Below are 12,013 nucleotides of genomic sequence, written 5' to 3' on the forward strand. Positions count from 1 at the left end.
AACTTTTCAGCTACCGACTGTATTTTAAGTTTTAAGTTTTAATCTTCCCCAGGAATAGCATATCAAACTATCATACAAAATGGCAAAAATTCAATTAAAGGACTCGCTGTCGCTCGATTTGTTTGTTGGTGCAAATTCATATCGCCACTAAAAGGCACGTCCGCCGTTACCTTCGGTAACTCTACTCGGACTCGCTTTATAGTGGGAGTCTTCTTTGCACATTGTAAGATAAACGCAGAGGAGAGGATTGAAGACATGGTGGAAACACAAGACCCCATTTTTTTAGTGGGGGCAGAATATTCGGGCACGGTGCTGCTGCGGTTGATGTTGCACAATCACCCCCAAATTACTTGGTGTGATGAGTTTGAATATGCCGTGACCTGGGTGGATCATCAGGGGCGGTTTCCAGATTTACCCACGTATCACGATTGGCTGTCTACCCATCGTATTTTTCAGTCGCGGGGCTTCATCATCGATGTCAACCTGAGTTACCCGGACTTGGTGCATAGCTTTTTAGAACAACAGCGGGAACGACATCAGAAGCCGATTGTGGGGGCGATCGTCCATGAACATTTTGATCGCCTCTTAGCCCTGTGGCCTGCGGCTCGGTTTATTCATCTCGTGCGCGATCCGAGGGATGTGGCCCAGTCCTGTGTAGAAACGGGGGTGGCGGGGAATGCCTGGACGGGGGTACAGCGATGGCTGACGGCGGAATTACTCTGGGAAGGGTTTAGTTTGCAACTGACGAGCGATCGCTTCATCGAAGTGCGCTACGAAGACCTGATGGCCGACCATCTCACCGTCTTAAACGACCTCTGCACCTTCATCGGTGTGCCCTACGATAACGCGATGCTCCGCTATCCCGACTACAGCGATTATGAACTCCCCACCCCGGCAGGCCTACAGGCTTGGCAGCAGACCCTCAGCCCGGCCGGAGTGCGCCAAGTGGAAACGCGGGTGGGGGATTTACTCTCGCTGCGGGGCTATGAACCCAGCGGCCTCACCCCTCTACCCTTGAACACTTACAAGCGTCTCGCGCTCACGGTTGAGAGTTGGTGGAAACGGGTGCAGTTTCGCATCCATCGTTACGGCTTGAAACTCTTCATCGCCGACTTTTTTACCCGTCGATTGGGCTTGAAAGAACTCCATCGCCCCATTCAATACGAACTGAATGAAATCGATCGCCATTACCTGAAAAAATCCTGGCGATAAGGCCTCAGGATGAATGGGGCGGCAAGAGTGCGATCGCCCCCTGGTTCAGGGTTAGACCCGCCACGAACTCCCCGCCGCCTGTAACGATTCTTAACACCGTTTCTCAGTAAATCGGTTTAACCTAACAAACTAGGTCACTAAATTTTCCGTTTAAAACTCCATATCATAGAACAGGATATATAAGTATGAGTGTCAACTTAGCTACAATGCTCAAAGAAGGGACGAAAAAGTCCCACACCATGGCAGAAAACATGGGTTTCATCAAATGTTTCTTGCGGGGCGTAGTCGAGAAAACCTCGTACCGGAAGCTTGCAGCTAACCTCTACTATGTCTACGGTGCCATGGAAGCCGAGATGGAACGCCTCAAAGACCATCCCGTCCTCGCCCCGGTCTATTTTCCGGAACTGAACCGCAAAGCTGCCCTCGAACAAGATTTAGCCTTCTACTATGGCCCCCAATGGCAGACCGAAGTGGTCATTTCGCCCGTGGGTCAAGCCTATGTTGATCGGATTCGTGAGATTGCCAACGAACGCCCGGAACTCCTCGTGGCGCACCTCTACACCCGCTATCTCGGCGATCTCTCCGGTGGTCAAATCCTCAAAAAAATCGCCGTCACCGCGATGAAGCTCGAAGACGGCGAGGGTACGGCGTTCTACGAGTTTGAACAAATTCCCGACGAGAAGGCCTTCAAAACCCAGTATCGCGCCGCCATGGATACGTTACCCGTTGACCAAGCCACGGCCGATGCGATCGTGGAAGAAGCCAACGCCGCCTTTGGCATGAATATGAAAATGTTCGACGAACTCGAAGGCAACTTGATTAAAGCGATCGGAACGATGCTCTTCAACAGCCTCACCCGCCGCAACAGCCGGGGCAGCACCGAAACCGGCTTGGCGACCTAAGTTCTCCCCCGTCGGGGATTGAAATCCCCGCCTCAGAGCGAAAACCCGTTAACAGGGGTTAGGTCTAGCTACCAAGGGCTGCCCACCATCACGAAACTGCTCCAATAGTAGGGATGTTGGAATTGGCGGGAGGTGGTGAGGTTGCCAGGGAGGGAGAAGGTGGCGGTGGGCGATCGCAACTCTCCCCCCTCCAGTACCACCTCACCCCGTAGCATCGCCAGTTGGGCCTGTTGGAGAGCTTGGGCGCGGATCGGGGCGGTTTTGAGGGCCTGATAAAAGCTGCTCATCAGGCCGAGTGTGCCCTCATCACTGACATACCAGAGACTACCGAGGGAGGTTTTCACCCCGGCAGCCACAGCCAAACCCGCAAACCCCAATTCTGCCTCTGCATCCCCTAAAACCGTCCGGCAAGCACTGAGCACCAACAGATCCACCATCGGTTGATGAAAATTGAGCATCCGAATTTGATCGAGGGACAACTGTTGATCGCCCCAAAATTGGAGGTAGGAGTTCCCGATCGCGCCCGGTTCAAATTCGCCGTGGGTGGCCATGTGGACGATGCCGTAGGGGGTGCGATCGCGCCGGTTGATCGCATTGGCTGGGGTAAAGTCTGGATTGAGCAAAATCGTGCCCGGCCAGAGTTGGTTGGCGATGATATCCAATTCACTGGGCACAGCCGGGAGGGGGGCTTGGTCGGTGAAGGTATCGGCTCCCATGGCCAAAACACTCAGATCCGCCAGATCGCTGTATTCAAACAAACTCAGGGACAAGCTCGGCATCATACTGAGGCTGTAGCGTTCGATCAAGAATTGCTGATCCTGCATCAAGGCAGCGAAGGGGAGCGATCGCAACCCCTGATCCGGCACAATGGCCAGATGTGCGATCCCCCGCGCCTGTAACGCCGCCTCGATCGGTGCGATCAACCAGCTATACAACTGCCGCGCCGATCGCTGATACGCATTCGAGGTGACATTCTGCACCCCGCGCTGCATCTGTCGCGCCAATTGTGTCACGTTTTCCTGAGTCACCCCCAGCATCGGCACATGAATCGGCTTTTCCTCCTCATCTCCGGTGATCAACAGTAAATCCAGGGTGGCATTCTCTTCTATGAACTGGGTTGATGTTCCCCCCTGGGCCAAGGCAGGGTAGGCCGGATCTTTCCCGTGGGCTTTGGTGCGATCGCGGTCTCCCGTCCCCATCAGACCAGGAGTGAAGCTAATGTAGAGCAGCGCGGGCTTGACCCCGGTGCGTCGTTCCACGGAGCGGAGCAATTCGCGGGCTTGATCCACACTGACCACCTCTGGGCGAGGGAGGCCGAGATGGGCGGCAAACGTATTGGTAAACTGTGCTTCGAGGCTGGTGAACTGGGACGCGGTGAGCGGCTCAATCGCACCGAGGGGATCAAGCCCTGGATCGCAGAAGGGGGGGCAGGTGTTAAAAAGCTCACCCGCGCCGGTGGTGATGCTGGCGGTGGTGGTGATGCTGGCGGTTCCCGTACTAATACGATCGCCCCCATTCAGGTCAAACAGGGTCACGGTTCCCCCCAGGCTGGCATCGGGGGTATAGGTGAGTACGTCCCCGGTGCTGAGGGTGATCGGCGTGGTGCGATCGCTAATCGTCACGCCGTTGAGGGTGAAGGTTCCCGTGGTGATTAGGTTTGAGAGGGTGAGGGATGCGATCGTGTCGCCGTCGGGGTCGCTAATCCGCGTTGCGAGGTCTTGGAAGGTGAACTGCGTCGGCTGACCTGCGATCGTGGTGACGCTGAACCCCTGAACCGTTGGCGGACTATTGATTGAGGTGATCGTCGTTTGCGGGCCCACCGTCACCGTGGAACCATTGGCCGTTATGGGCACTGTTTGATCTGCCACGATCGCCGATGTGGTGATATCTTCAACGCCATTCACATCATCATCCCCCACCGTAAAGCTGACATTATCCGGCCCGCCATCATGGGTGATTGATACCGATCCTGATGTGGTGGTTCCGTTGGTATCAATCTCTTCGCCTTGTACTGTTCCCCGTGCAGCGATCGCCACATTGCCAGCCACGGCGATCGCACCCGACGTTGCAGTCGTTTGCAGGTCATTAAATTTAATGTTGCCCCCTAGAGCAGTGGTGGTTAGGGTGACATTTCCCCCAAAGGTGTTGATGGGACTCACGGAGTTGGAGATGGTGAGGATATCCTCCACATCAATTGGGCCGTCTGCGGTGATCGCGATCGCCCCCGCTGCGCCGCCATTGAGAACCTCGGTTTTTAATTCCTCCGCCGTTACCGATCCCCCCGCTGTCAGGGTAATAGACCCCGTTGGCCCCATGGCTGCGGCTGTACTAATAGACCCCAGAGCCAAATTGCCCCCAGCGGTGAAAGTGACGCTTTGGAGTGCCTGGATCGTATCGTTGGTGTCGGTCATGGTGATGTTGCGGCCCGCCGTGAAGGTGATCGGCCCTGATGCCAACGCGAGGTTAAAAAGATTATCGGCGGCATCCTCAAAAATAATGTCGTTCGTGGCTTGGAGCGTAATCGATCCGGCAACACTTTCGAGTTCACTTTCAAAAATTTCCGTCGGCCCCGGATCGGCAAACAGCAGCGAACCGCTAAACCCTGAAACTCCCGCCCCCGCCCGAATCGTGATATTTGTCGGATCGAGCAACACCGACCCGATTTTTCCCTGGGGTGCGGCCGTGTCCACCCTGCCCCGAAAGACGAGATTTTCCGCCCCGGACACTTCCACAAAACCACCATTCCCAGCCGTTTCCCCACCTCGCGCTGAAATATCGCCGTAAAACGCCGTGGTGTCGTCCGCCCAAAGAATGACCCGGCCACCGTCCCCCTGGTCGAGGGCATCGGCGCGAATCTGGCTCGTTTCATCGATCACGGTGAAATTCGCCCGTGGCATCGAGCCGCTGCCCTGTTGTTCACCGCCGATCAAGACTGTGCCGCCGCCGTTGTTGCCGCTGGCGTTGATCGTTGCGCCACTGAGGGCGATCGCTTCCCCGCCGATCACCACCGTTCCCCCCATTTCTCCATTGACCGCGATCGCGCCATTGTGAACCGTCAGACCAGGCGCGATCGGGATTTCTTTCTGGGTGCTTTGCAGTTTCAGAGTCCCGGTACTGGTCACCGTCACATCACCCCCGGTTAAGAGGCTCGGTAAATTCAGCGGCGCGATCGTCGTCGCGGTCAGATCCTCGGCGGGAATCTCAAGGCTGAGGAGTTGCCCCGGTTGCGAGAGGCGGAGAATATTTTCCCCTGGAACTGCCGTGATCAACACCTCCCCCGCTGAAGCCGTCAGACTGCCCATATTAATCACCGTCCCCCCAATCAAGCCCAACCGTTGCCCCGTGGGCACAGCAAGATCGCCACTGTTGACCACCGCCCCCGGTTCCGCCTGCTCAAACCGAAACTGAAACGGCGTGCCGGTTAATGGCCCATAATCCATCGCCCCCACCGCATCAAACCACCCCCCATCCCTCAAGCCAATCCCGTCCGCCGTCGTTGCGAAAAAATCCCCCCCCACATTCAGCCGCGCCTGTGACCCAAACACAATCCCCGCCGGATTGATCAGGTACAAATTCGCATTACTCCCCACCACCTCCAGCAGCCCATTAATCAACGAGGCATCCCCGCCCACCACTCGGCTTAAAATATTCATCACCTGGGGATCGCTAAAAAACGTCGCAGTTTGAGCCGCCGTCAGGCCGAAGGATTCAAAGCTGTGGAAGAGATTGAGTTGATCGGCGCTGAGACTGCCCCCAGTGATCGAGATGCGATCGCCGTTGGGAGTTGCGATCGTGCCGGTTCCGTCAGCGGCAGGCGCGATCGTTTGGGCTGTGGCGAGGGGGGACGTGCAGAGACTACAGAGGAGGGCAATGGGGAAAAGTCGCGAGTTCATACACAAATAAGGAGCGTTGCAGGGTTCACCCTCCGATTCTACTCGGCGACTCTAACGGGAGTCCTCTTCTCACCGTTAAGGTGGGCCGCGATCGGTCTGTCCTTACCCCACAACTTCGCCAACGGCCACAACTCACCCATGGCCAATCCTCCCAGCCCTGTAACCAGACGAAATCTTCACGGTACAGTGGGACATATCTAGCGTTGTTTCCCGTCAGCATAATGCGCCAGCCTCCTAGCTCCTACGACAATCTTGAAGAGGCCATTCTTCCCGCTCCAATTCAGATTTCACCTCAGTCCACCCTCGCAGCAGTCATCACGCTGATGAATCGTGAAATACTGTGCAATATCCCCGAAGTGCGGCCCGAGTCTGTGAATAATGACTTAGAGCATATTAGTCAGAATCCAGGCTGTATTTTGGTCACGGATCATGGCATATTGCAAGGGATTTTAACCGAGCGGGATTTTGTTCGCTTAACCTTGAATGATATCGATCTTGATCGCACCCTCGTCTGTGATGTCATGACCACGCCGGTCTTCAGTCTTATCCGCGAAGACTTTACAGATCTGTTTGTGGTGTATAACCTCATGCGACGGCATCGGGTGCGTCATTTACCCCTGGTCAATGCGGCCCAACAGGTTCAAGGGTTAATCACCATTTCGAGCTTACGCCGTGCCATCAATACCAGTTATTTTCTGCGCTTTCGGCAAGTTCAAGAAGTAATGACTTCTCATGTTGTGACGGTGCTGCCCACTGACTCCGTGCGGGCCGCAGTGCAGCGTCTTGCGGCTTACAATATTAGTTGTGTTGTGGTCGTCAATCCCCAAAGTGTTGAAAGTAGTCTGAATGAATCGCAAATCAAAGTATCTGAATCTATCCCGCTGGGCATTATTACCGAACGTGATATTTTACAATTCAAAGCCTTAGGATTAGACCTCAACACAATTAGCGTGGATGCGGTCATGAGTGCGCCCCTAACCTGTGTGCATCCAGAAGATACGCTGGGAACGGTTCAAGAATTGATGCAGCAGTTACGGGTCAGGCGCTTAGTGGTGACCACGACTGATGGTTATTTAGCCGGAATTATTACCGAAACGAATCTGACCCAAGTTCTTGATCCGTTAGAACTGTATGGCATCCTGGAAATCTTACAGTTCCAAGTGTGTAATTTGTCTGAAAGTCAGGTTCGACTCTTAAAGGCGAGGAATTTTGATCTTGAGAAAGCATTTGAGCATCAAGAGTTTCGCTTAGTCTATCAACCTCAACTAGACCTTTCAACGGATCAAATTATCGGTGCGGAAGCTCTCACCCGTTGGCACTCACCGGAATTAGGTGAAGTTTCTCCGTTGGACTTCATTCCCTGGGCGGAACAAACCAATTTTATTGTTAAATTGGGGTATTGGATTTTAGAAACAGCCTGTCAACAGGCCGTTCAATGGCGCACCCATGATGATTGGGGAGATTTAGCGATCGCTGTCAATGTTTCAACTAAACAACTCATGGATCGCGGCTTTGTGGATCATGTGCTTGCAATTCTGGCATCCACGGGCTTACCTCCCCATTGTTTAAAACTAGAACTCACGGAAAGTATTTTAGTAGACAGCATCACCTCAACGGCAGAAAAATTCAAGCAATTGCAAACCCTAGGGATTCAGGTTGCGATCGATGATTTTGGCACAGGATATGCCTCTCTTTCCTATCTCCAGCATTTTCATTTTGACATTCTGAAAATCGATCGCTCCTTTATTCGTGAGGTTGATCGCGACCTGAAAAAACAAGCGATCGTCAGTTCCATTTTACGCATGGCCAAGCAACTTAAATTTAAGGTGGTGGCGGAAGGGGTTGAGACGGAGGCGGAACAGGAGTTTTTACAGGTGCGAGGCTGTCACTCGATCCAAGGGTTTTGGTTGAGTCGTCCCCTCGAAGTGGAAGATTGGGCAAGTTTCATGGACAATCACAATGCGGCGGTTTCCCCAAACCTAAAATTGGCAACCGAGAAACCCTAGCCCCTGTCGGCTTGCCGCCGATCGCAGTCTCCACCCATTCCCCGGTTTAAACCCATGGCCCACCGTTTTCCCTTGCTTCAATCCACCACCACGGATCAGCGTTGGTTTTGGGGGTTAACCGTGGCGGCTTTGGGGCTGTGGTTGATTGGCGTAGGGGGGATGCCGCTGCGGGATTGGGATGAGGGAACCTATGGATTGTTGGCGCGGGAGATGGTGCGATCGCACGACTGGCTTCATCTTTCCATCTTCGGGCAGCCGTTTTGGTTAAAGCCCCCCCTGGCGATTTGGTTGATGGCGCTGGGGTATGGGCTGGGGGGCGGCGATGCCTTGGGATCGCCAGGGTTGGAATTTTCGCTACGGGCCCCGTTAGCGATCGCCTCTGCCCTCGGTGTGCCGCTGCTCTACTGCCTCGGTCGGGAATTATTCCGCGATCAACGCCAGGCCCTTTATCCCGCCGTGGTCTATCTCACCCTCTTGCCCGTGGTGCGTCATGGCCGCCTCGCGATGTTGGATGGGATTGTCAATACGGCGATGATTCTGCTGTTTCTCTGTCTGTTCAAGGCGCAAAAACGGCCCCCCTGGGCAGTGGGGATCGGGCTGTGCTTGGGTGCGATCGCCCTCACCAAAGGCATCTTAGTTCTGGCGATTTGGGGCATTGCGGGGCTATATATTCTCCTCTCCCAGCGGTGGGAACTGTTTCGGAATCCCTACGCTTGGCTGGGTCTGTTCCTTGGCATTGCGATCGCCGGAGCCTGGTACATCGTGCAATACCACACCTACGGCCCGGACTTTTTAACGGTGCATTTTGGGGCGCAGGGATTCGATCGCCTGGGGGATGCCGTGGAAGGTAACGACGGCCCGGTGTGGTATTACCTGCTGGAAATTGTTAAATACGGGTGGCCCTGGTTGGTGTTTTTTCCCATCGGGGTCAAGCAAGCGGGACAACAGTGGCAATCCTGGGGACTCTTTGCCCTCTTGGGATTTAGCCTATTTTTAGCCGTCGTCAGTGGGATGGGGACAAAATTGCCTTGGTATCTTTTCCCCTGTTATCCCTTTTTGGCGGTGATTTTAGGCGGCTATTTTGCAACGGTGCAGCGGCCGAGTCGGGGCTATGGCTATTTTTTCGCGTTTTTAACCATGGTGGCGATCGCGGGTGGGATCTATCTCGCCGTTGCCGATCCCCAACTGCCGCTGCTGATCACGGCGGTCTGTGCAACGCTGACTTTTGGCTTCGTGGCGCGAGCCTTGTTCAGAGAATCGGGACGCGATCGCATCGTCTTCACCCTTGCGATCGGCCTCTATTTCAGCCTAGCCAGTCTCTTCTGTTCCCAAGCTTGGGTGTGGGAAGTCAATGAACAGTTCCCGGTGCGAGCCATTGGCGCGATCGTCCAAGCCCAAACGCCCCCGGATGCCGTGATTTATATGAGCCACCCCGACGGCCGCCCCAGTTTCGACTTTTACAGCGATCGCCCCCTGATCCCCGCCGATCTCCCCACCCTCCAAGCCCAACACGCCACCCATTTTCTCCTCGTCGATACTGCCACACGGGATGCGATCGCCCCCGCCACCGAACTCGCCACCGCCGACGGCTTCCACCTCCTCGCCCCCCAAGGTGATCAATGATGAAGCGTTGAAGTCTAGCCGTTTAGACTTCAACAGGCTCAGTCTTCGCTAATGTTTTCTACACCGACATCTAAAGTGCTTCGTCCAGATGTATCAGTTTGAAGTTGTTCAACAAATTCGACGGCTGCTTCTGATGGTTCTTCAGGTTCACAATCAGGGAAACAAATTCCTTCTGAAGTTGCGTTAGGAATGGGGGGATTTTCTGGGGGGATTGAATCAAGCCATTGATGAGGGAGGGATCACCCCCGACAACCCTGGCGAAAATCGTGGTGATGCTGGGATTGCTGAGGAAATTGGCGATTTCGCTACTACTGAGGCCGAACTGTTGGAAGGAATGAAAAAGGTTCGCCCCGGCTTGGGTTCCGCCATTGATGTGGTAGCTTTGCCCATCAATGGTGATGGTTGTGCCTGTGCCATCGGGGGCGGCGGTGATGGATTGGGCGGGGGCTGGGGGTGCGATCGCACTCCACGAGATCGGAATCGCCAACAGTATTGGCAGAGAGTTTCGCATTCTTTCGATTCAGGAGTGGTGTGCTGTGATGGCTTTTATTCTAAGTGATAATAAGGACAACATTGGCATCGCCTAAAACTCAAATTGACTTTGAATCGAGAGGATGAAAACATCATCATTGCCTTCATTTTGATTGAGGGCGGGAAGCCAAATTAAACCGGGAATGATCCGGATTCGGTCATTGAGTTGATAGCGGTAGGCGGCTTCGATGTGCCAGACGTTATCCGTATCGAATAGGGGTACACGGGAACCCGCCACCTCAAGGCCGCGTAGGGTGGGTTCACTGCCAACGAGGAGCATCCCCATGCTGCCGGGTTTGCCCAGGTCGGGAAAGGAAAGAGCGATCGCATAGTTCCAAATATCGCTATCGCCCGCCTCAATGAGCCGCGCTTTCGTCAGTCCCACCCAGCCCGACAGGGCAAAAAAGTCACTGGGCTGTACCATTGCCTCGATGCCGTAGGAATTGCTGACCACGGGAGTATTGAGGGTGCGATCCGAGAAGGGGCGGCCCGCATTGGCGTTGAGGGCGAGGGGGATTAGGTTCGCGGCGAAGGAGCCGGTGGCTGTGCCGCTGCCGCCGAAGCGGAATTCATTGGCGGCATTGTAGGCGTGAACCATCGAGAGGCCAAGTTTGGCGCGATCGCCCCCCAGCACCACCTGACCCAGAACCGAATAATTCCCATTCACAAACCCCCGATCCGGTGTGCCTGCCTGATTCGCCAAATACCCCAAATCCACCTGAATCGCGTCACTGAGGCGAACATTCAACCCCACCCCGGAACCATCGCCCCCAATACCATAGATCGGATTGCGTTGCCCAAACCGCGAGATGGCAATACTGCCCGTGTCTTCATCATCAAGATAAGGATTCACCGTGTCGGCGTAGCGATAGTGTGACCCCCCAGCCCCAAAAATGCTCAACTCGCCCCGTTCTCCGAGGGGAAAACTGTAACTGAGCAGATCGATGTGGACTCTGCTGCTATTGCGGTTGACGAGGCTGCTGTCCATGGCGAGGCGGCCATCGTTGCTGAAAAGGAGATTGGCGGGATTGTCGCCGCCGGTTGTGCCACTGTCGGCGAGGACGGGGGCGTTGTTGCTGCCGACGAGCCGGGTGCGGAGGCGATCGCGCCCCGTAAAACTGGTGAGCAGTTCGATCCGGGCGCGGTACTGCATGACGGCTTCTTTTGTAATGCTGGCATTGCTGCGGGTAATATTGTTCACCGCATCGCCGCCGAATTCATCATTAAAGGCAAAGGTGATATCACCGCTTAACTTTGTCGTGGTGGAAAACTGACTCGCTTCGAGTTCCTGCACCCGCGCTTCCATGCCATCGACGCGACCCCGCACGATCGCTAATTCGGTATTAAATTCCCGCAGCAGTTGATCAATCGTCGCCATGTCTTCCGCTAAGACAGCATTGGCGGTGGTTGCTGCTAAGAGCCGCTCGATTTGTTGGAGACAAGCATTCAGCGCGGCGGCAAATTCATAGCGGGAGAGGGCGCGATCGCCCCGAAAACTCCCATCGGGATAGCCCGCTAAACAGTCATAATTCCGCACCAGTTGATTCAAAGCACTGTAGGCCCAACTGTCGGGAAATACATCTTGAAACTGGGATACAGCCGGGGTTTGGGCAAACGCGGCATTGGGATTCAACAGGAGCGATCCACTCACAAGGGCAGCAGCAACAGGTTTTAGCATGGTTCAGGGGGGCAAGGTGTAATCAATCATTGACATACTCCCCCACTAAACCCTACGGGCTATAGTGGGGGATTCTGAACAGCCAGTTACCTGACCATTTATCCACTCAAACAACGAGAGTTGCAGAGGGTTGCTAGGCTCAACGACTAACGCCATTGATTTATCCTG

At 54.7% G+C, this 12,013-nt stretch carries 7 protein-coding genes; 4 read left to right on the forward strand and 3 right to left on the reverse strand.

Annotated features, from left to right (window positions below; translation table 11 throughout):
* Positions 1-255 precede the first annotated feature (255 nt).
* Both PN477_RS10380 and PN477_RS10385 read left to right on the forward strand, forming a co-directional pair.
* The gene (locus PN477_RS10380) at positions 256-1,212 is read left to right on the forward strand and encodes a sulfotransferase family protein (protein WP_272120653.1); all 957 of its coding nucleotides are present in this window, start codon (positions 256-258) and stop codon (positions 1,210-1,212) included.
* Between the two features lie 185 nt (positions 1,213-1,397).
* Entirely contained in the window at positions 1,398-2,114 is a 717-nt protein-coding gene (locus PN477_RS10385) for a biliverdin-producing heme oxygenase (protein ID WP_272120656.1), read from the forward strand.
* A gap of 68 nt (positions 2,115-2,182) precedes the next feature.
* On the opposite strand, the gene PN477_RS10390 is transcribed toward PN477_RS10385, so the two are convergent.
* On the reverse strand, positions 2,183-6,007 hold the full coding sequence (locus PN477_RS10390; protein WP_272120658.1) for a CHAT domain-containing protein: 3,825 nt from the start codon (positions 6,005-6,007) through the stop codon (positions 2,183-2,185).
* A gap of 221 nt (positions 6,008-6,228) precedes the next feature.
* On the opposite strand from PN477_RS10390, the gene PN477_RS10395 reads away from it, so the two are divergent.
* Together PN477_RS10395 and PN477_RS10400 are read left to right on the forward strand one after the other, a co-directional pair.
* Complete coding sequence (locus PN477_RS10395; protein WP_272120663.1) at positions 6,229-8,013, forward strand: EAL domain-containing protein; 1,785 nt, start codon at positions 6,229-6,231, stop codon at positions 8,011-8,013.
* 54 nt (positions 8,014-8,067) lie between these two features.
* Positions 8,068-9,636 carry an ArnT family glycosyltransferase gene (locus PN477_RS10400; RefSeq protein WP_272120666.1) on the forward strand — a complete coding sequence of 523 codons (1,569 nt, stop codon included), beginning with the start codon at positions 8,068-8,070 and terminating at the stop codon, positions 9,634-9,636.
* A gap of 70 nt (positions 9,637-9,706) precedes the next feature.
* On the opposite strand, the gene PN477_RS10405 is transcribed toward PN477_RS10400, so the two are convergent.
* Together PN477_RS10405 and PN477_RS10410 are read right to left on the reverse strand one after the other, a co-directional pair.
* Positions 9,707-10,123, reverse strand: a complete 417-nt coding sequence (locus tag PN477_RS10405; protein ID WP_272120668.1) for a two-partner secretion domain-containing protein — start codon at positions 10,121-10,123, stop codon at positions 9,707-9,709.
* A gap of 96 nt (positions 10,124-10,219) precedes the next feature.
* Entirely contained in the window at positions 10,220-11,845 is a 1,626-nt protein-coding gene (locus PN477_RS10410; RefSeq protein ID WP_272120670.1) for an iron uptake porin, read from the reverse strand.
* Positions 11,846-12,013: the final 168 nt, after the last annotated feature.

Origin of the sequence: Spirulina subsalsa CS-330, from assembly GCF_028330765.1 — a bacterium.
Classification (GTDB): Bacteria; Cyanobacteriota; Cyanobacteriia; order Cyanobacteriales; family Spirulinaceae; genus Spirulina; species Spirulina subsalsa_A.

Excerpts from the sequence above, each read along its gene's own strand:
- PN477_RS10380 (WP_272120653.1), top strand. The coding sequence starts at position 256 with ATGGTGGAAACACAAGACCCCATTTTTTTAGTGGGGGCAGAATATTCG.
- PN477_RS10385 (WP_272120656.1), top strand. The coding sequence starts at position 1,398 with ATGAGTGTCAACTTAGCTACAATGCTCAAAGAAGGGACGAAAAAGTCC.
- PN477_RS10390 (WP_272120658.1), bottom strand. The coding sequence starts at position 6,007 with ATGAACTCGCGACTTTTCCCCATTGCCCTCCTCTGTAGTCTCTGCACG.
- PN477_RS10395 (WP_272120663.1), top strand. The coding sequence starts at position 6,229 with ATGCGCCAGCCTCCTAGCTCCTACGACAATCTTGAAGAGGCCATTCTT.
- PN477_RS10400 (WP_272120666.1), top strand. The coding sequence starts at position 8,068 with ATGGCCCACCGTTTTCCCTTGCTTCAATCCACCACCACGGATCAGCGT.
- PN477_RS10410 (WP_272120670.1), bottom strand. The coding sequence starts at position 11,845 with ATGCTAAAACCTGTTGCTGCTGCCCTTGTGAGTGGATCGCTCCTGTTG.